Origin of the sequence: Streptomyces purpurascens, assembly GCF_045040895.1 — a bacterium.
GTDB lineage: Bacteria > Actinomycetota > Actinomycetes > Streptomycetales > Streptomycetaceae > Streptomyces > Streptomyces purpurascens.
In genome coordinates, this window is the sequence record NZ_CP108341.1 from 6,162,947 (window position 1) to 6,181,962 (window position 19,016).

The window sequence follows — 19,016 nt, forward strand, 5'->3', positions numbered from 1 at the left end:
GTACTAGACCGTCCCGACGCTGTCCCAGAAGTCGGCGAGGGCGGCGGCCATCGGCAAGGGCCGGTCGGCGTTGGGGGAGTGCTCGGCCCCCGTGATGACCGTGCGGTGCGCGTTCAGCCGCAGGGCCATGTCGTCGAGGATCGCCACCGGCCAGGTGTCGTCGTGCGCGCCCGACAGGACGTGGAACGGCAGCGGTACGGCGGCGAGTTCGGCGACGCGGTCCGGCTCGGTGCACAACTGGTGGCCGGTCGCGCGCAGTTGGGCGGGCTTGTTGCCCATCCAGCGCCGGCGCAACTGCTCCTGGTCGCCGATGCCGCGGGCGGGCCCGCCGACCTCCTCCGGCGGTCCCATGGCCTGGATCGCCCCCCACACCTCCTCCATCGCCATGACGGCGAGCGCGTCCCGCAGCAGTTTCACGCGCTGCTGCTGGGAGACGGAGATCTCCGCCGGGCCGGACGAGACCAGGGTGAGGGAGAGGAAGGGGGCGTGGTCGAGCAGCACGGCCGCACGCGCGATCTGCCCGCCGAGCGAGTGCCCGACGAGGTGCACGGGAACGCCGACCGCCTCGGCTTGCGCGAGCACGTCCCGGGCCAGTTCCCGCTGGGCGTAGGCCGATTCGTCGGCCACCGGCCCGTCCGACTCGTGCTGACCCCGTCCGTCCACGGCGACGAGCCGGTACCCGCGCTCTCCGAGCGGCTCGTGGAGCAGGCTGAAGTCCTCCTTGCTCCCGGTGAATCCGGGCAGCATCAGGACGACTCCCCTGACCTGCGCACCCGCCTTCGGTGACGAGTCGACGACGGCGAACTCACCGCGGGCCGTGCGCAGGGGGTATGCGCGGGCGCCGGGGGGCGGGGTGAAGGTGGCTTGCCTGCTCACGGGGTGAGGGTAGCGGGTGGGGTGCGCTCTCCGGTGGGTGGCTTTGCGCACACGTGAACGCCGACGGCCCGGCCCCACCTGGGTGGGACCGGGCCGTCGGGTGGAGTGTCAGCCCTCCGTGGGCTCCGCGGTGGCCGTGGCCTTGCGGGTGCGGCGGGCCTTGGGCTTCGCCTCGGCCGCGCCCTCGGCCGAGGCCGTGGCGGCAGCGGCCGTCTTCCGTGTGCGCCGCGGCTTGGCCTCGACGGGCTCGGGCTCCTGGGCCGTCTGGGCCGGGATCCCGGCGGCGACGGTCTCGACTGCCTCGGCGGCCTTGCGGGTGCGGCGGCGCGGCTTGGCCTCCGTGCCCTCGGCCGTGTCGACGGCTGCCTCGGCCGCCGCTGCGGTCTTCCGCGTCCGGCGCGGCTTGACCTCGGCGGCTTCGGCCTCCGGAGCCGCTGCGGCGGTCTTCCGCGTGCGGCGCGGCTTCGCCTCGGTCCCCTCGGCCGTGTCGACGCTCGCCTCGGCCTTGGGCGCCGCCTTGCGGGCACGGCGCGGCTTGGCCTCGACGGGCTCGGGCTCCTGAGCCGTCTGGGCCGGGATCCCGGCGGCGACGGTCTCGACTGCCTCGGCGGCCTTGCGGGTGCGGCGGCGCGGCTTGACCTCCGTGCCCTCGGCCGTGTCGACGGCTGCCTCGGCCGCTGCCGCGGTCTTGCGGGTGCGGCGGGGCTTGGTTTCCGTGGCCTCTGCCACATCGACGGCTTCCGCCGCTGCCGTCGCCTTGCGCGTACGCCTCGGCTTCGCCTCGGCGGCCTCGGCCGTGTCGACGGCTGCTTCGGCCGCTGCGGCGGTCTTGCGCGTGCGACGGGGCTTGGTCTCCGCGGTCTCGGCTGCGTCGACGGCGCCTTCCGCCGCTGCCGTCGCCTTGCGCGCACGCCTCGGCTTCGCCTCGGCGGCCTCGGCCGTGTCCACGGCTGCTTCGGCCGCGGCTGCGGCCTTGCGCGTGCGGCGCGGCTTGGGCTCCGTGGTCCCGGCCTGCTCGGCGGGGGCCTCGGCCTTCGCCGCGGTCTTACGGGTACGCCGCGGCTTCGTCTCCACCGGCTCCGCAACGGACTCGGTGGTCCCCTCGGCCGTGTCGACCGCCTGCTCGGCAGCGGACGCCGCCGTGCTCTTGCGGGTGCGGCGACGCGGCGTGGTGGCGGCGGCCTCGGGCTGTGCGGTCACCGGGGCATCGTCTGCGACGGCCGCGGACTCCGTGGCCGACGGCGTCACCGCGGCCTCGGTCTCCACCACCGGCGTCTCCGACCGGCGCGTACGGCGCCGGCGCGGCTTCGCGGCCTCGGGCGTCTCCGCGCTCGTGCCCTCCGCCGTCGCGACGGCGTTCGCCGCCTGCTCGGACGGTGCGGACTCGACGGCCGTCACCGGCGCCGACTCGGCCTGGGCACCACCGCGGGTGCGGCGGCGGCGACGCGGGGTGCGCGGAGTCGTGACGGCGTCCGCCTCGGCGGTGCCGCCGGCGGCCGTGGTGTCCGGTGCGCCGGTGCCGGCGGACTCCGGTGCCGAGCCCAGCGGCGCTCCGCCGCGGGTACGGCGGCGGCGTCGCGGCGTGCGCTCGGAGCGCTCGCGCTCGGCCGGCCGGGACTCTTCCCGGCCGCCGCGGCCACTGCGGGCCCCGCGCCCGCGCGGCGCCCGGCCGCCCGGCTCGCCCAGGTCCTCCAGCTCCTCCGCGTCCAGCCCGGCGCGCGTGCGCTCCGAGCGCGGCAGGACGCCCTTGGTGGCCTCGGGGATGCCGAGGTCGGAGAAGAGGTGCGGGGACGTGGAGTACGTCTCCGGCGGGTCGTTGAAGCCCAGCTCCAGCGCCTTGTTGATCAGCTGCCAGCGCGGGATGTCGTCCCAGTCGACGAGCGTGATCGCCGTACCCTTCGCGCCCGCGCGGCCCGTACGGCCGATGCGGTGCAGGTACGTCTTCTCCTCTTCCGGCGACTGGTAGTTGATGACGTGGGTCACGCCCTCGACGTCGATACCGCGGGCGGCGACGTCGGTGCAGACGAGCACGTCCACCTTGCCGTTGCGGAAGGCGCGCAGGGCCTGCTCGCGGGCGCCCTGGCCGAGGTCGCCGTGGACCGCGCCGGAGGCGAAGCCGCGCTGCTTCAGCTGGTCGGCGAGATCCGCCGCCGTCCGCTTCGTCCGGCAGAAGACCATCGCCAGCCCGCGGCCGTCGGCCTGCAGGATGCGCGAGACCATCTCGGGCTTGTCCATGTTGTGCGCGCGGTAGATGAACTGCGTGGTGTTCGCGACCGTCGCGCCCGCGTCGTCCGGCGCCGTGGCGCGGATGTGCGTGGGCTGCGACATGTAGCGGCGGGCCAGGCCGATGACCGCGCCCGGCATGGTCGCCGAGAACAGCATCGTCTGGCGCCGGACCGGAAGCATGTTGATGATCTTCTCGACGTCGGGCAGGAAGCCCAGATCGAGCATCTCGTCGGCCTCGTCGAGGACCAGGCACTTGACGTGCTTCAGGTTCAGCTTCTTCTGCCCGGCGAGGTCGAGCAGCCGGCCCGGGGTGCCGATGACGACATCGACGCCCTTCTTCAGGGCCTCGACCTGGGGCTCGTAGGCCCGGCCGCCGTAGATCGCCGTCACGCGGACGTTACGGGCCTTGCCTGCCGTCAGGAGGTCGTTGGTCACCTGCTGGCACAGCTCGCGCGTGGGGACGACGACGAGTGCCTGCGGGGTGTCGGTGAGGTCCTCGGGCTTGGCGCGTCCGGCCTCGACATCGGCGGGGACGGTGACGCGCTCGAGGAGCGGGAGGCCGAAGCCCAGCGTCTTGCCGGTGCCGGTCTTGGCCTGGCCGATGACGTCCGTGCCCGTGAGGGCCACGGGCAGCGTCATCTCCTGGATGGGGAAGGGGGTGGTGATGCCGACGGCCTCAAGGGCCTCGGCGGTCTCGGGGAGGATTCCGAGCTCTCGGAACGTCGTAGTCAGGGTGCTGCCTCTTCTGTGTGGGGCGGTGCGAGGCGAGCGCGCGGGTCGTGTACGGACCGTGCCGGGGACGTCGGCGGCCTTGCGGCGGTGCCGTTGGGCACGGGACCACTGTCGACGCTCTAGCGCTCGTACCGCTGAGGGTGTCCCTCCGGGCTCCGTACGCACAGTGCCATACGGACGCGGAGGTCTGTCGGGTCGGAGCCGATCGGGCCACCGACCGGGCATCCTCATACGTGCGGCCTGTCGAGGTACGTCGAAGTACCAGCAGGCGCATTACCACCATACCCCGGATTCCCGCACATGCGATGGCCGATTTGGTCACGTAGCCGTTGTCACAGTGACTGACCAGGGCCTTACGCCTTCCGGCGGGCGAGCTATTGTGCGCTTCATGACGAGCTCTGACAAGCCTGAGAACGCCTCGGACACCACCGCCACCCCGGCCGAACACACCGGAGTCGCCGCCCGGGACTGGGCGACGGCCTCCGCCGACCCGCAGTACCGCGCCGCTGTCGTGGACCTGCTCGGCGCGCTCGCATACGGGGAGCTGGCGGCGTTCGAGCGGCTCGCGGAGGACGCCAAGCTGGCGCCGACGCTGGCGGACAAGGCGGAGCTGGCGAAGATGGCGTCGGCCGAGTTCCACCACTTCGAGAGGCTGCGCGACCGGCTCGCCGAGATCGGGGAGGAGCCGACGCGGGCGATGGAGCCCTTCGTCGGCGCCTACGACGGATTCCACAAGCAGACGGCCCCCTCGGACTGGCTGGAGGGGCTCGTCAAGGCGTACGTCGGCGACTCCATCGCCAGCGACTTCTACCGGGAGGTCGCCGCCCGCCTGGACTCCGACTCCCGCGATCTGGTGCTGGCCGTGCTCGACGACACCGGCCACGGCGGCTTCGCCGTGGAGAAGGTGCGTGCCGCCATCGACGCCGACCCGCGGGTGGGCGGACGGCTCGCGCTGTGGGCGCGGCGGCTGATGGGCGAGGCCCTGTCGCAGTCGCAGCGGGTGGTCGCCGACCGGGACGCGCTGTCGACCATGCTGGTGGGCGGCGTCGCGGACGGCTTCGACCTGGCCGAGGTCGGCAAGATGTTCTCCCGGATCACCGAGGCCCACACCAAGCGGATGGCCGCGCTGGGGCTGGCCGCGTAGCGTTCCGCCAGGGGTGGTTTCGGCTGCATCGCGTGCATCGCGGCTGTCGGCATGAGCGCGGTGTGCGCTTCCGCGGGCTGTGGGGAGGCTGCGGGCCGCCGGTGGCTGGTCGCGCAGTTCCCCGCGCCCCTTTCAGGGGCGTTGTCCGCCGCCCCTGACGGCTGCGGCTACGCCGTGGCTGATCGTCGGCGCAGGTGGCGTCCCGCCGGGCGCAGCAGCAACGACAGCGAGGCCACCGAGACGATCACCGCGCCGAGCAGGACCAGCAGCAGATGCCCGGCCTCGAGCGCGCTGTGCATGACGAACGCCCCGAAGAGGGCTCCGGCGACACCGGTCGACAGGACCAGGGGGCGGGCCGGGAGCCGGTGCGACAGGCGTTGGGTGGCCGCCCAGGCCAGAGCCAGGCCGAGGATCGCGGAGCTCAGCGCTTCCAGGAGCATGTCGGGGTCCCTCCCACATGGCCGGCGTGCTCAAATCGGTCGTAGCCCGTCTTACCCCTGACCTGCGGAATCCAATCCCATTCTGTGGGCGCTCTGTGCTCCATCCGTGGAGGAAGCCAGGTGCCGCACGGGGACTGCTCGGGGACTGCTCCGGGACCACAGGGGGACCGCTCGGAGAGAGAACGCGAAGCGGGGCGGGACGGCCGATGGCCGTCCCGCCCCGCTCCACTCACGCGCCTACAGCGCGCCGAAGCCCACCTTGCGCGGGGCCGGCTCGCCGATCTCGACGTACGCGAGACGGTCGGCCGGGACCAGGATCTTGCGGCCGTGTTCGTCCACGAGGCTCAGCAGCTGCGACTTTCCGGCCAGTGCCTCGGCCACGACGCGCTCGACCTCCTCGGGGCTCTGACCGCTCTCCAGAACGATCTCGCGGGGCGCGTGCTGCACGCCGATCTTGACCTCCACGGCTATGTCCCTCCGACGGTCAGTGATGTGCGCGACCTTCCGCGCCGTACGCAGCACACATTAGCCCGGCGAGGGGACGTACAGTTCCCGCCCGAGAACGCCACGAGCGAACATCGGGCGGGAACAAAGCGCCCGTCAGTGGTGCTCGGTCCCGTGCAGCGGGAAGCCCGCGATGCCGCGCCATGCCAGCGAGGTCAGCAGCTGCACCGCCTGATCGCGGGGCACGCTGCGGTCGCTGTGCAGCCAGGACCGCGCGACGACCTGGGCGAGGCCGCCCAGGCCCGAGGCGAGCAGCATCGACTCCGCGCGCGACAGGCCGGTGTCCTCGGCGATGACGTCGCAGATCGCTTCCGCGCACTCGTTGGTGACCTTGTCGACGCGCTCGCGCACGGCGGGCTCGTTCGTCAGGTCCGACTCGAAGACCAGGCGGAAGGCACCGCCGTCGTCCTCGACGTACGCGAAATACGCGTCCATCGTCGCCCGCACACGCTGCTTGTTGTCCGTCGTCGAGGCGAGCGCGTGGCGCACGGCCTGGATGAGCGACTCGCAGTGCTGGTCGAGCAGTGCGAGATAGAGGTCGAGCTTGCCCGGGAAGTGCTGGTAGAGCACCGGCTTGCTGACGCCCGCGCGCTCGGCGATGTCGTCCATCGCCGCCGCGTGATAGCCCTGGGCCACGAAGACCTCCTGGGCGGCTCCCAGGAGCTGGTTGCGTCGGGCACGGCGTGGCAGGCGTGTGCCCCGCGGGCGAACCGCCTCTGTCTGCTCGATGGCTGTCACGCCGCCTCCCATAGTCGTCCACGTGCGGATCTGGCCGCGTCGCCATCGTACTTTTCGGTAACCGTGGTGTGCGCGGTGAGAGCGCAGAATTTCACGGACCGGACGGTTGCGAAAGCGGTTGCGAAGGTTTCAAACAGGGGCAGAGCGGGCAAAATGCAGCCTCATTCCTGTTACTGGCGCTGTTCGCCGCCCCCGGTGGGGGCTGTCACCGGTAGTCGTCCTCGTCGAGGGAGACGACCCGGGCCTGCTCCGCCAGGTCGGCCTCGTTGGCGCGGTCCGGGTCGACGCCGGTCAGCGGGTCGTCGCGGTCCGGTGCGAGGTCCGCGCGCTGCTCGGCCGCGTCGACCTCGGGGGCCTCGACGTCGTACTCCTGCGCCTCCGGCGCTTCCTCCGCCTCGAATGTCTCGGGGTCGGTGGGGTCTACGGCCATGCTGGGCTCCCTTCCTACGAACGTCCCTGAGAATGCAGGGGCCACACGCGGGTGCCCTCTGTACGAGCCTAGGAGACACCCGATCCGGACGCTATGCGATCCGCGTCCGGGGTGTGACGCAGTGCGCATCCCCTGAACTGCTCCTGTCCGATTCTTGTGACGGCGAACACAGGCGAACACATGAGCCACTGCGTGATCGTCTCGTAACATTGCCGCATGTCTTCGACCGAGCTGCCGTTCGTGCCGCCCGCCAATGTGCTGCCGAAGGTGGGGGGCGTCAGGGTCGCGGAGGGCGAGCGGCTGAGGTCGGTCGAGCTGCCCGGGGTCTCGCTGACGGTGCGCTCGCGACCACCCGCGCGCGAGGGGCTGCCTCCGGCCCTGTACGTGCACGGGCTCGGCGGTTCCTCGCAGAACTGGTCGGCGCTGATGCCGCTGCTGGAGGAGGTAGTCGACAGCGAGGCCGTCGACCTGCCGGGCTTCGGCGACTCCCCGCCGCCGGACGACGGTGACTACTCCGTCACGGGGCACGCGCGCGCGGTCATCCGCTACCTCGACGCCTCGGGGCGCGGTCCCGTGCACCTGTTCGGGAACTCGCTCGGTGGCGCCATCACCACCCGTGTCGCCGCGGTACGGCCCGATCTCGTCCGTACGCTCACGCTCGTGTCGCCTGCCCTGCCGGAAATCCGCGTGCAGCGCTCCGCCGTGCCCACGGGGCTGCTGGCGGTGCCCGGTGTCGCCCTGCTCTTCACCCGGCTCACCCGCGCCTGGACGGCGGAGCAGCGGGTCCGCGGCGTGATGGCGCTGTGTTACGGGGATCCGGGGCAGGTGACGCCGGAAGGTTTCCGCAACGCCGTGCAGGAGATGGAGCGGCGGCTGCGGCTGCCATACTTCTGGGACGCGATGGCGCGGTCCGCGCGCGGGATCGTCAACGCGTACACGCTGGGCGGCCAGCAGGGGCTGTGGCGCCAGGCCGAGCGCGTTCTCGCGCCGACCCTCCTCGTCTACGGTGGCCGTGACCAACTGGTCGGCTTCCGCATGGCCCAGAAGGCGGCCCGGGCCTTTCGCGACTCGAGGCTGGTGACGTTGCCGGACGCGGGGCACGTGGCCATGATGGAGTACCCGGAGACGGTGGCCCTGGCGTTTCGCGAACTCCTCGAGGATTCGGGAGAGTTGGGTACACGGCGTGCACGACGGGCACGAAGCGCGGCGAAGGGCGGGAGCGAGTCCGGCACGGACGGTCCGGGCACGGGCCGGGCGCACGCCGGGGGCGACGCCGTCGACAGGGAAAGCACCGACGAGAGCATGGGGGGCTGAGGCGCGACGTGGGACGCCACAGCCGCCGCGGGGCCGTCGCCAAGGGCGACACCGCGGACGCGACCGCAGTACGGGACGACCGGGCCGGATCGGCGCAGGGACAGAGACCAGAGCAGAGCCAGGCACCGGACCCGAGCCGGGGAGGCCGGCCGGCACCGCCCGGCGCCGGGCAGGGCGGCCGGCCGCCCCAGGGCGCGGGCCCTCGCCGCACACCGGGGCCGCGGCCCGCACCGGGTTCCGGGCCCACGCCGGGTTCCGGCACGCCGCCGTACGGGATGCCGCACCTGCCCGACGGATGGAATCCGGACGGCACCCCGGGGCGCGGCGTGCCGCGGCTGCCCGACGGCACCCCCGCGCACGGCTTCCTGCCTGCCCGTGGAGGCCACCCCGAGCAGCGGGAACCCGGCGGTGGCTGGGGTGAGTTGACGGAGAACGGCCGGGGCACCGCTCCCATACCGCGGCAGCGGCGGGCGTCCGTGCCCGGGCCGCGGCAGGAGTATCTCGAAGCCTTCGGTGAACGGGACGACGTCTTCGCTCCCCGTACGGCCGCCTCCGCGCACGCGGCGGACGCCTACGCCTCCGTCACGGACTGGAGCGCGGGCACCCCGGCCGACACCCCCTTCGACGACCACGACCACGACCACGACCACGCGGAGCCCACCGGCACGCCCGCGCCGGTCAAGGGCGGCAAGGGCCGCACCTTCACCGGCATCGCGGCCGCCGCCGTCACCACCGTGCTGGCCGTGGTCGTCGCCGGCCAGGTCGCCGACGACCAGGGCGGTGCCGGCGTGCAGTCGCAGTCCGCCACCGACCAGGCCCGCGACCTCCGGGGCTCCGCGCCCCACGGGGGCGGGCAGACTCCCGCCCCGGACTCCGACGCGAAGCCGCTCACGTACGACCAGAAGATGGCCAGGACGTACCCGCTCGGTGCCAAGCTCAAGGGCTCGGGGAAGTTCGACGCGGTCCCCGGAATCGCGAAGGCGCCCGGTACGGGGCAGAAGCACACCTACCGCGTGGACGTGGAGCAGGGGCTCGGGCTGGACGGCGAGCTTTTCGCCGAGGCCGTGCAGAAGACGCTCAACGACCAGCGCAGCTGGGCCCACAACGGCGCGCACACCTTCGAGCGCATCTACTCGGGCACGCCCGACTTCGTGATCACTCTCGCCAGCCCCGGCACGACCGCCGACTGGTGTGCCAAGTCCGGCCTGGACACCACCGTGGACAACGTCTCCTGCGACTCGGCCGCGACCGAGCGCGTGATGATCAACGCCTACCGGTGGGCGCAGGGCTCGCCGACGTACGGCGACAACAAGATCCACGCCTACCGGCAGATGCTGATCAACCACGAGGTCGGACACCGCCTGGGCTACAACCACGTGACCTGCGACAAGGACGGCGATCTCGCCCCGGTCATGCAGCAGCAGACCAAGTTCCTGAACCATGACGGCATTCGCTGCCGTGCCAACCCCTGGGCCTACCCCGGGAATTGACGGGCATCACAGGGACCGGCCCGCACCGCGCGTTGACATGCGCAGAAAAGTCGTACATATTTCTGCGCATGTCGCCCCGTCCCGCCTCCGTTCGCGCCGCCATCGAGCTGGCGCTCATCGGCGTGACCCCGCTCTGCGTGGCCGACATTCACTGTTGCTGACGCCCGCCCCAGGCGCGCGTCGCGAAAACCCATGCTCTCCGTGACCCGGTCACGGCTTCTTCGGCCACGGCTTCTTCGACGACCCGGCGCCGGGCAGACGTCTGATGTTCTTCGTCTCACCCTTCGTCATCTCGTCTCGCGATCCGAGACATCATCGAGAGGTCGTCATTCCGATGCGCCAACCGTCCGTCACAGCGCGCCGCGTGGCCGCGGCATCCGTCAGCCTGGTCCTGGCAGCGGGCGCCGCCGCCTGCGGGCCGAAGGACAACGATGCCAAGGGCGCCGGCGGCGACTCCACGCCCCACAAGGGCGGCACCCTCACGGTCCTGAACGCCAACCCCCAGCAGGACTTCGACCCGGCACGTCTGTATACCTCCGGCGGCGGAAACGTCCCGTCCCTGGTCTTCCGTACGCTCACCACCCGCAACCGCGAGGACGGCGCCGCCGGCACCGAGGTCGTCCCCGACCTCGCCACCGACACCGGGCGCCCCAGCAAGGACGCGACGGTGTGGACGTACACCCTGAAGAAGGGCCTCAAGTACGAGGACGGCACCCCGATCACCTCGGCCGACATCAAGTACGGCATCGAGCGCTCCTTCGCCCCCGAGCTGTCGGGCGGCGCCCCCTATCTGCGGGACTGGCTGGTCGGGGCCGCCGACTACCAGGGCCCGTACAAGGACAAGAAGGGCCTCGACGCGATCGAGACGCCGGACGAGCGGACCATCGTCTTCCATCTGAACAAGCCCGAGGGCGAGTTCCCCTACCTGGCCACGCAGACGCAGTTCACGCCCGTCCCGAAGAGCAAGGACACGGGCACGAAGTACGAGGAGCACCCGGTCTCGTCCGGGCCCTACAAGGTCGTGAGGAACGAGAACGACGGTGAGCGGCTGACCCTGGAGCGCAATACGCACTGGTCCGCCTCGACCGACGCCGAACGCAAGGCCTACCCGGACAAGATCGACGTACGGTCCGGGCTCGACTCGTCCGTGATCAACCAGCGGCTCTCCGCGTCCCAGGGAGCGGACGCCGCCGCGGTCACCACGGACACCAACCTCGGCCCGGCCGAGCTCGCCAAGGTGACCGGTGACAAGGAGCTGGCGGCTCGCGTCGGCACGGGGCACTTCGGCTACACCAACTACATCGCGTTCAACCCGACCATCAAGCCGTTCGACAACGCCAAGGTGCGGCAGGCGATCTCGTACGCCATCGACCGGTCGTCGGTGGTCAACGCCGCAGGCGGTTCTGCGCTCGCCGAGCCCGCGACCACCTTCCTGCCCGACCAGAAGTCCTTCGGGTACACGCCGTACGACCTGTTCCCGGCGGGCAAGGGCGGTGACGCGCAGAAGGCCAAGGAGCTGCTGAAGGAGGCCGGACATCCGAACGGTCTCACCATCACGCTGACGCACTCCAACGCCAAGGACTTCGAGACCAGCCCGGAGATCGCGACCGCGATCCAGGACGCGCTCAAGAAGGCCGGCATCACGGTCAAGCTGCAGGGCCTGGAGGACAACGACTACAAGGACAAGATCCACAGCGTGAAGACCGAGCCGGGCCTCTTCCTCGCCCACTGGGGTGCCGACTGGCCCTCCGGCGGTCCGTTCCTCGCCCCGATCTTCGACGGCCGGCAGATCGTCAAGGACGGTGCGAACTTCAACACCGGTCTGCTGAACGACAAGTCGGTCAATGCCGAGATTGACGCGATCAACAAGTTGACGGATCTTGACCAGGCCGCCAAGAGGTGGGGTGCACTGGACAAGAAGATCGGCGAGAAGGCCCTGACCGTCCCGCTGTTCCACCCCGTCTACAAGCGTCTGTACGGCGAGGACGTCAAGAACATCGTGATCAGTGACTGGACCGGTGTGCTGGACATCTCCCAGGTCGCGGTGAAGTAGCGCCGTGAGCGAGGCAGTTCTCGCCGTCGAGGCTCCCGGAGCGTCCGCTCCGGGGGCCTCGGGGGCCCGTCGGTTCTGGCGGCGGCTGCGCACGCAGCGCGCCGCCCTCGTCGCAGCGGTCGTCGTCGCGCTGCTCGTCCTGGTCGCGCTGGCCGCACCCCTGCTCACCGCGCTGGAGGGCCAGGACCCGACCACCTACCACCCCTCCCTGGTGGACTCCGCGCGCGGGGGCGTGCCCATCGGGCCGCTCGGCGGCATGAGCGCCGACCACTGGCTCGGCGTCGAACCGCAGACCGGACGCGACCTGTTCGCCCGGCTGACGTACGGTGCACGGGTTTCGCTGGGCGTGGCGCTGGCGGCGACCGTCGTGCAGGTCGCCATCGGGATCACCATGGGGGTCGCGGCCGCACTCGGGAAGCGATGGGTTGATCAACTGTTGAGCCGGTTCACGGACATCATCGTCGCGATGCCGCTCATGATCATGTCGTTGGCGCTGCTCGCGATCGTGCCGTCGAGCTTCCCACGGCCCGTGCTGGTCGCGCTCGTCATCGGCCTGATCGGCTGGGGCAACATCGCCCGGATCGTGCGCGCGCAGACGCTCACCCTCAAGGAACTCGACCACGTCTCCGCCGCCCGGCTCAGCGGCTGGGGCACCTGGAGCATCGCCCGCCGCGAGTTGCTGCCCGGGATCGCCGCGCCCGTCATCACGTACGCCGCGCTGCTCGTCCCGTCGAACATCACCGTCGAGGCCGCGCTGTCCTTCCTCGGCGTCGGCGTGAAGCCGCCGACGCCCTCCTGGGGACAGATGCTCACCGCCGCCGACGTCTGGTACCAGGCTGCCCCGCAGTACCTGCTGCTGCCGGCGGGCGCGCTGTTCGTGACGGTGCTGGCCCTGACCGTCCTCGGCGACGGCGTGCGCACCGCGCTCGACCCGCGCGCGGCCTCACGGCTGCGCATCGGGACGGGGCGGAAGCGGGAGTCGAGGGCGGCCGAGGAGCGCGGGCGTGACTCGAAGGCCGCCGGGGGAGGTGCGGCATGAACGGTCTCACCGGCTTCGTCCTGCGCCGGGCCGTCGGCGCCGCGGTCACCCTGCTCGCCATCTCGGTGATCGTCTACGTCGTCTTCTACGTCACTCCCGGCAACGTCGCCCAGATCACCTGCGGCCCGCGCTGCTCACCGGAACAGGTGGACCAGGTCGCCCGGCAGCTGAACCTGGACGACCCGTTGTTCGCCCGGTACTGGCACTTCCTGCAAGGGCTCGTCGCCGGCCAGGACTACTCGACGGGTACGTCCGTGCAGCACTGCTCCGCGCCCTGCCTCGGTCTGTCGTACCAGAGCGACCAGCAGGTCACGCAGCTGATCTGGGCAAAGCTCCCGGTCAGTCTGTCCCTGGTGTCCGGCGCGATGGTGCTCTGGCTGCTCCTCGGCGTCGGCACCGGCGTGCTCTCCGCCTGGCGGCGCGGCCGGTTCTCCGAGCGGGTGCTGACCGGCATCACCCTCGCCGGCACGGCCACCCCGGTCTTCGTCATCGGCCTGGTCCTGATGATCGTCGTCTGCGGGGAGCTGCAGTTGCTGAACTTCCCGCAGTACGTCGCCCTAGGCGACGACCCCGAACAGTGGGCGTGGAACCTGGTGCTCCCCTGGCTGTCACTGGCCCTCATCGAGGCCGCCGCGTTCGCCCGGCTGACCCGGGCGTCGATGCTGGAGACGCTGGCCGAGGACCACATCCGCACCTTCCGCGCGTACGGCGTCGGCGAACGGTCGATCGTCGGACGGCACGCGTTGCGCGGGGCGTTCGCGCCGGTCATCGCGCTGAACGCCAACAACGTCGGGTCGGCGATCGGCGGCGCGGTGCTCACCGAGACGCTCTTCGGCCTGCCCGGCATCGGACAGGAACTCGTCCATGCCGTCAAGGTCGTCGACCTGCCGGTCGTGGTCGGCATGGTCCTGGTCATCGGTTTCTTCGTGGTCCTCGCCAACGCCGTCGCCGACGTGCTGTACGCGGTGGCCGACCGACGGGTGGTGCTGACATGAGCCTGGTCGACGTGACCGAGCTGAGCGTGGACTTCGGCGAGCTGCGGGCCGTCGACGGACTCTCCTTCCGCCTGGAGCAGGGCGCCGCCCTGGCCCTGGTCGGCGAGTCCGGCTCCGGCAAGTCGACCGTGGCGTCCGCCCTGCTCGGCCTGCACCGCGGCACGGGAGCACGGGTCGGGGGCTCGGTCGAGGTGGCCGGCACCGACGTGCAGCGGGCCTCCGACGAGGAGCTGCGGCGGCTGCGTGGCGGCCAGGCCGCGATGGTGTTCCAGGATCCGCTGTCCTCCCTCGACCCGTACTACGCGATCGGTGACCAGATCGCCGAGGTGTACCGCGCCCACGCGCGGGTGTCCCGGCGGGCGGCACGCGCGCGTGCCGTCGAGGTCCTCGACCGGGTGGGTATCGCGGACGCGGCCCGGCGGTCCCGTTCCCGGCCGCACGAGTTCAGCGGCGGTATGCGCCAGCGCGCCCTGATCGCCATGGCGCTCGCGTGCGAGCCCCGCCTGCTGATCGCCGACGAGCCGACGACCGCGCTCGATGTCACCGTCCAGGCCCAGGTCCTCGACCTGCTGCACACGTTGCGCGAGGAGACCGGCATGGGCCTGCTGCTCGTCACCCACGACGTGGGCGTCGCCGCCGAGAGCGTCGACGAGGTGCTGGTGATGCGGCACGGGCGGGCGGTCGAGCACGGCCCGGTGTCGGGTGTGCTGGGCGCGCCGGCCCAGCCGTACACCCGGGAACTGCTGGCCGCGGTGCCACGGCTGGACGCGCCCCGGAAGGCTTCGTCGGAGCCCGAGGAGGTCGTGCTGGAGGCGAGGGGCCTGAGGCGCGTGTTCGGGCGCGGGAAGCGGGCGTTCACGGCCGTGGACGAGGTGTCGCTGACCCTGCGGCGCGGTGAGACGCTCGGCATCGTCGGCGAGAGCGGCAGCGGGAAGACGACCCTGGGGCGCATGCTCGTCGGGCTGCTGGAGCCGACGGCCGGATCGCTGAGGTTCGACGGCCGCGCGCACACCGGGGTGAACCCGGCCGTGCAGATGGTCTTCCAGGACCCCGTCTCCTCCCTCAACCCCCGTCGCACCGTGGGCGAGTCCATCGCCGATCCGCTCCGCGCGCGCGGCGAGTCCGAGGAGGGGCGCATCCGGGAGCGCGTGGCGGAACTGCTGGAGCGCGTGGGGCTCGAAGCGGCGCACCACGACCGCTACCCGCACGAGTTCAGCGGCGGCCAGCGCCAGCGCATCGGGATCGCGCGGGCGCTCGCGGCCGACCCGCGCGTCATCGTCTGCGACGAGCCGGTCTCGGCCCTCGACGTCACCACTCAGGCGCACGTGGTCGACCTGCTGGGGGAGCTGCAGCGCGAACTCGGGCTCGCGCTGGTCTTCGTCGCGCACGACCTGGCCGTCGTACGCCAGGTCAGCGACCGGGTCGCGGTGATGCGGAAGGGCGGAATCGTCGAGGAAGGGCCCGTCGCCGAGGTGTACGGATCGCCACAAGAGCCGTACACCAGGCAGTTGCTGGCCGCCGTGCCGGCGCTCGATCCGGAGGCCGCCGCGCGACGCCGGGCGGAGCGACGGGAGTTGGCCGCGGCATGACGATCCGTGTCCGCTTGATCTCCTAGCGCGACGGAACGCGACCCGCACGGGAAAGTTACGACCGTTCACCCCTTTTGGTGGTACGACGGACAACCGTCCGTCGTACCACCGCCTTGACCGCATACGTTCGTCCCGCTGCGAGCCGCCGGGCAACGGCGGCTCCCCATAAGGGAGATCGGGGGTGCACACGTGCGCATCGGACTGCTTACGGAGGGTGGCTATCCGTATGTGAGCGGTGACGCCAGGCTCTGGTGCGACCGGCTGGTGCGCGGGCTCGCACAGCACGAGTTCGACGTCTACGCGCTCAGTCGCAGTGAACACCAGGAGGACGAGGGCTGGACTCCGCTCTCGCCGAACGTCCGCAGGGTGCGCACCGCACCGCTGTGGATGACCGAGGACGACGGAATGATCCTGGGCCGCCGCGCACGCCGGCGATTCACCGAGCACTTCGCCGAACTGGCCGCCGTGCTGTGCGGGGCGTCCGGGGGTGTGTCTGCCACCGGGGGTGCGTCGACCTCTGGGGAGAGCTCGCGGGCCGGGGGTGCGCCGACCCCCGAGGCGGACCGTTTCGCCAACGCTCTGTACGGCCTCGCCGAACTCGCCCGCGAGGAGGGCGGCCTCGCCGGAGCGCTCCGCTCCGAGGCCGCCGTACGCGCGCTGGAACGCGCCTGTCGTGCGCCCGGCGCCCACCGTGCCGCGCGTGAGGCCCGGGTCCCGGATCTGCTCACCGTGGCCGCGTACCTCGAACGTGCGCTGCGCCCCCTCTCCCTCGACTGGTACGAGAACGACGGACTCGGCGCGGTCGACCTCTGCCACGCCGCGTCCGGCGGCCCGGCCGCCCTGCCGGGCCTGCTGGCCCGCCACTTCACCGGCGTCCCCCTGCTCGTGACCGAGTACGGCGTGCGCCTGCGGACGCACTACCTCACCGCCCCCGACGCCCCGCCCGCCGTGCGGTCCCTGCTGGCGGCCTTCCACGGCAGACTCGCCGCCGAGGCCTACGGACAGGCCGAGGTCGTCACCGCCGGCAACACGCACGCCCGCCGCTGGCAGGAGCGCTGCGGTGCCGACCGCGAGAAGCTCCGCACGGTCTACCCCGGCATGGACGCACGGCCCTTCGCGGAGGTGGGCGAGTCCGAGGAGTGCGCCGACCCGGACGCGCTCGTCTGGGTCGGCCGCGTCGAGCCCGCCAAGGACCTGGTCTCGCTGCTGCACGCCTTCGCCGAGATCCGCAAACAGGAGCCGAGGACGCGCCTGCGCATCGTCGGAGCCCCCGCCGGCACCGAGGGCGCGGCCTATCTCGCCCACTGCAGGGCGCTGGCCGCCCAGCTCTTCCCCGACGAGGCCGACGGCCCGCACGCGGCCGGCCACAACCCGGTGTCGTTCGAGGAGGTCGGCGGGCCGGACCTCCCGGCCGCCGCCGACGCCTATGCCTCGGGTGCCGTGACCGTCCTGTCCAGCGTCGTCGAGGGCTTCCCGGTCGGCCTTGTCGAGGCCATGCTCTGCGGGCGCGCGACGGTGTCGACGGACGTCGGCGCGGTCGTGGAGGTCATCGGCGGCACGGGACTGGTCGTACCGCCGCGCAATCCGCGAGCGCTCGCCGAGGCGTGCGTGGCGCTGCTGCGCGACCCGGAGCGCCGTGAGCGACTGGGCGCCGCCGCCCGGGCCCGTGCCCTCGAACTGTTCACGGTCGAGCAGAACATCGAGGCATTTCACAGCATTTACCTGGAGATCGTCTCGCGCGCTCCCGTCCGCCATGGCGTCCTCGACGCGGCGGGGGAGCCGCTGCCCTTCGCGGTGCCCGCCGAGGCCCGCGTCCCGGTCCGCTGGGCCGCCCCGACACCCGGCCTCGCCGCCCGCGGCGGCCCCGGCTGGGCCGGAGGCGGTCCCGTACGAGCCACCACTCCCGTCCCCGCCCCGGAGAGAGCGCGATGAACGACTTGGGCGAACTGGACCGTCCTGGAACACCGGCCGGCGCGGCAGCAGCGGATGCCCCCTCGCAGAAGGCACTCGGCTCCGCGACCCCGGCCTCCCCGGCCTCACCGGCCCCGGAACCGGCCGCCGACCGCGAGCCGTCCGTGACACAGGAGCCGGCCGCCGACCGCAAGCCGCCCTCCCCGCGCCGCGGTGCCGCCGACCCCGTGAAGGCGCTGATGCACCGTCACCGGGAGCTCTGCGAACGCGCGGTGGACCCCCTGGAGATCGCGGCGGGACTGGAAGCGCACGGCATCACCGAGCGGACCGCGGCCCGTTTCCGCCACCGGGACGTCTTCTCCCTCGCCGAGGAGATGTACGCACGAGTCACCCGCGACGGGGACGCCCCCGCGTCACCGGAGCCCGCGGCCCCGCGGGCGCGTGCGGACTGGGTCCTCCTGACACTCCTGCCGGGAGCGCTGTGCGCCGCCGCCGTGACCGTCGCGCACCTCACCCACGGCCGGTCGCGCCTGTTCGCCGTGGCAGCGGGCATCCTCGCCGTGGGCCTGGCCCTCCGCGCGGCCATCCGCCGAGGCCCCCTGAGCCGGACCGACCACACCGCCCCCGGCGGAGGCGCCCTCCGGATCTCCTGGCTCATCGCCTATTCCCTCCTGGGCAACGGCCTGCTCGACAGCGCCGTCACCGGCGGCCCCGACGGTCTGCCCACCGGCACGGCCGACGGCCCTTGGCCCCTCACCGTCGCCCCGGTCCTGGCCCTCGCCCTGGCCTGCGCGCCCGCGGCCTGGATCGCCCACCTCTTCACCGCGCGTGGCCGCCGCAGGCTCGCGGCGAGCCGCGGCCTGGAGGACTTCGCCGCCGCGGTACGACCGCTCCTGCTCGGCACCTTCGCCCTCTTCCTGGGCGCCCTGGCGGCCCTGCTCGCCCTCTGCGCGGCAGTCCTCGACGAACCCGCGGGCTACGCGGAGGCCCTCGCCCTGGGCGCCCTCCTCTTCGTCGCCCGTCTCCTCGCCACCCACGGGTTCGCCTACGCCCCGGCCGTGGTCCTCACCGCGACGGCCACGGTCCAGGCAGCCGCCCTCGCCACGGTCTTCATCGCCCGTCTCCCCGGTCTCGGCTTTCTGGGCACCCCCGTGGAGACCCTCGTCACCACCTGGGGCGCCGGGAGCGTCCCCACCCTCGCCTGCGGTGCGGCGGCCCTGGCCCTCCTCGTCCACGCCACGCGCAAGCTGACCAGGGCCTCGGCCCACGCACCGCCGACCCCTTCACGGTGACCGCCCCCGAAGCCAGGACCGTCCGGACCCGCCTCGAGCCACCGGCGATCCCGGCCCCCGAAGCCTTCGGCGAGTGACTCCCGCGAGAGCCGCCCCCCCCAAGTGAGTCACCCCGGAAGAGCCGTCACCCCGTAGCCACAGAAACCGGCCCACCGCCGGAGGCACCCGCCCCGTCCCCTTCACCCCGCACCAAGGAGAACCCCGATGACCACGCACCCAGGAGTCCCAGCCGTCCCGGGAGCC

At 72.4% G+C, this 19,016-nt stretch carries 16 protein-coding genes; 10 read left to right on the forward strand and 6 right to left on the reverse strand.

Features of this window, described 5'->3' with window-relative positions:
- Nucleotides 1–3 precede the first annotated feature (3 nt).
- Together OHU35_RS28270 and OHU35_RS28275 are read right to left on the reverse strand one after the other, a co-directional pair.
- Nucleotides 4–876 (reverse strand): alpha/beta fold hydrolase, encoded by an 873-nt coding sequence (locus OHU35_RS28270; RefSeq protein WP_189723083.1) that lies wholly within the window; start codon nucleotides 874–876, stop codon nucleotides 4–6.
- A 108-nt stretch (nucleotides 877–984) separates the two neighbouring features.
- A complete protein-coding gene (locus tag OHU35_RS28275) occupies nucleotides 985–3,741 on the reverse strand; it encodes a DEAD/DEAH box helicase (RefSeq protein ID WP_405507315.1) in 2,757 nt (918 codons plus the stop codon).
- A 481-nt stretch (nucleotides 3,742–4,222) separates the two neighbouring features.
- Here OHU35_RS28275 and OHU35_RS28280 point away from each other — a divergent pair, with 481 nt between their 5' ends.
- Complete coding sequence (locus OHU35_RS28280; RefSeq protein ID WP_189723085.1) at nucleotides 4,223–4,978, forward strand: ferritin-like fold-containing protein; 756 nt, start codon at nucleotides 4,223–4,225, stop codon at nucleotides 4,976–4,978.
- 167 nt (nucleotides 4,979–5,145) lie between these two features.
- On the opposite strand, the gene OHU35_RS28285 is transcribed toward OHU35_RS28280, so the two are convergent.
- The 4 genes from OHU35_RS28285 to OHU35_RS28300 form a co-directional block, all read right to left on the reverse strand.
- Nucleotides 5,146–5,418, reverse strand: a complete 273-nt coding sequence (locus tag OHU35_RS28285) for a hypothetical protein (RefSeq protein ID WP_189723086.1) — start codon at nucleotides 5,416–5,418, stop codon at nucleotides 5,146–5,148.
- A 237-nt stretch (nucleotides 5,419–5,655) separates the two neighbouring features.
- Nucleotides 5,656–5,883, reverse strand: a complete 228-nt coding sequence (locus tag OHU35_RS28290; protein ID WP_189723087.1) for a DUF3107 domain-containing protein — start codon at nucleotides 5,881–5,883, stop codon at nucleotides 5,656–5,658.
- Between the two features lie 135 nt (nucleotides 5,884–6,018).
- Nucleotides 6,019–6,660 (reverse strand): TetR/AcrR family transcriptional regulator, encoded by a 642-nt coding sequence (locus tag OHU35_RS28295; RefSeq protein ID WP_184590732.1) that lies wholly within the window; start codon nucleotides 6,658–6,660, stop codon nucleotides 6,019–6,021.
- Between the two features lie 205 nt (nucleotides 6,661–6,865).
- Nucleotides 6,866–7,090 (reverse strand): hypothetical protein, encoded by a 225-nt coding sequence (locus tag OHU35_RS28300; protein ID WP_189723088.1) that lies wholly within the window; start codon nucleotides 7,088–7,090, stop codon nucleotides 6,866–6,868.
- Between the two features lie 216 nt (nucleotides 7,091–7,306).
- Here OHU35_RS28300 and OHU35_RS28305 point away from each other — a divergent pair, with 216 nt between their 5' ends.
- From OHU35_RS28305 to OHU35_RS28345, 9 genes are all read left to right on the forward strand, one after another.
- A complete protein-coding gene (locus OHU35_RS28305) occupies nucleotides 7,307–8,404 on the forward strand; it encodes an alpha/beta fold hydrolase (protein ID WP_189723089.1) in 1,098 nt (365 codons plus the stop codon).
- 8 nt (nucleotides 8,405–8,412) lie between these two features.
- A complete protein-coding gene (locus tag OHU35_RS28310; RefSeq protein WP_405507319.1) occupies nucleotides 8,413–9,894 on the forward strand; it encodes a DUF3152 domain-containing protein in 1,482 nt (493 codons plus the stop codon).
- Between the two features lie 68 nt (nucleotides 9,895–9,962).
- On the forward strand, nucleotides 9,963–10,055 hold the full coding sequence (locus OHU35_RS28315) for an Ms4533A family Cys-rich leader peptide (RefSeq protein WP_310851085.1): 93 nt from the start codon (nucleotides 9,963–9,965) through the stop codon (nucleotides 10,053–10,055).
- 173 nt (nucleotides 10,056–10,228) lie between these two features.
- Nucleotides 10,229–11,947 carry an ABC transporter substrate-binding protein gene (locus OHU35_RS28320; protein ID WP_359886599.1) on the forward strand — a complete coding sequence of 573 codons (1,719 nt, stop codon included), beginning with the start codon at nucleotides 10,229–10,231 and terminating at the stop codon, nucleotides 11,945–11,947.
- A 4-nt stretch (nucleotides 11,948–11,951) separates the two neighbouring features.
- Nucleotides 11,952–12,986: an ABC transporter permease gene (locus OHU35_RS28325; protein WP_405507322.1), complete on the forward strand. Its 1,035-nt coding sequence runs from the start codon at nucleotides 11,952–11,954 to the stop codon at nucleotides 12,984–12,986.
- On the forward strand, nucleotides 12,983–13,981 hold the full coding sequence (locus OHU35_RS28330; protein ID WP_405507323.1) for an ABC transporter permease: 999 nt from the start codon (nucleotides 12,983–12,985) through the stop codon (nucleotides 13,979–13,981). Before OHU35_RS28325 ends, OHU35_RS28330 begins: the two co-directional genes overlap by 4 nt.
- Nucleotides 13,978–15,570 (forward strand): ABC transporter ATP-binding protein, encoded by a 1,593-nt coding sequence (locus OHU35_RS28335; protein ID WP_359886590.1) that lies wholly within the window; start codon nucleotides 13,978–13,980, stop codon nucleotides 15,568–15,570. Before OHU35_RS28330 ends, OHU35_RS28335 begins: the two co-directional genes overlap by 4 nt.
- 189 nt (nucleotides 15,571–15,759) lie before the next feature.
- Nucleotides 15,760–17,502 (forward strand): DUF3492 domain-containing protein, encoded by a 1,743-nt coding sequence (locus OHU35_RS28340; RefSeq protein ID WP_405507325.1) that lies wholly within the window; start codon nucleotides 15,760–15,762, stop codon nucleotides 17,500–17,502.
- On the forward strand, nucleotides 17,499–18,773 hold the full coding sequence (locus OHU35_RS28345; RefSeq protein ID WP_405507327.1) for a hypothetical protein: 1,275 nt from the start codon (nucleotides 17,499–17,501) through the stop codon (nucleotides 18,771–18,773). Before OHU35_RS28340 ends, OHU35_RS28345 begins: the two co-directional genes overlap by 4 nt.
- Nucleotides 18,774–19,016 lie beyond the last annotated feature (243 nt).

What these genes read in the sequence shown, in the direction of transcription:
- OHU35_RS28275 (WP_405507315.1), bottom strand. Translation starts at nt 3,741, where the DNA reads ATGACGCTGCCCGTGGCCCTCACGGGCACGGACGTCATCGGCCAGGCC.
- OHU35_RS28280 (WP_189723085.1), top strand. Translation starts at nt 4,223, where the DNA reads ATGACGAGCTCTGACAAGCCTGAGAACGCCTCGGACACCACCGCCACC.
- OHU35_RS28285 (WP_189723086.1), bottom strand. Translation starts at nt 5,418, where the DNA reads ATGCTCCTGGAAGCGCTGAGCTCCGCGATCCTCGGCCTGGCTCTGGCC.
- OHU35_RS28300 (WP_189723088.1), bottom strand. Translation starts at nt 7,090, where the DNA reads ATGGCCGTAGACCCCACCGACCCCGAGACATTCGAGGCGGAGGAAGCG.
- OHU35_RS28305 (WP_189723089.1), top strand. Translation starts at nt 7,307, where the DNA reads ATGTCTTCGACCGAGCTGCCGTTCGTGCCGCCCGCCAATGTGCTGCCG.
- OHU35_RS28315 (WP_310851085.1), top strand. Translation starts at nt 9,963, where the DNA reads ATGTCGCCCCGTCCCGCCTCCGTTCGCGCCGCCATCGAGCTGGCGCTC.
- OHU35_RS28320 (WP_359886599.1), top strand. Translation starts at nt 10,229, where the DNA reads ATGCGCCAACCGTCCGTCACAGCGCGCCGCGTGGCCGCGGCATCCGTC.
- OHU35_RS28330 (WP_405507323.1), top strand. Translation starts at nt 12,983, where the DNA reads ATGAACGGTCTCACCGGCTTCGTCCTGCGCCGGGCCGTCGGCGCCGCG.
- OHU35_RS28335 (WP_359886590.1), top strand. Translation starts at nt 13,978, where the DNA reads ATGAGCCTGGTCGACGTGACCGAGCTGAGCGTGGACTTCGGCGAGCTG.
- OHU35_RS28345 (WP_405507327.1), top strand. Translation starts at nt 17,499, where the DNA reads ATGAACGACTTGGGCGAACTGGACCGTCCTGGAACACCGGCCGGCGCG.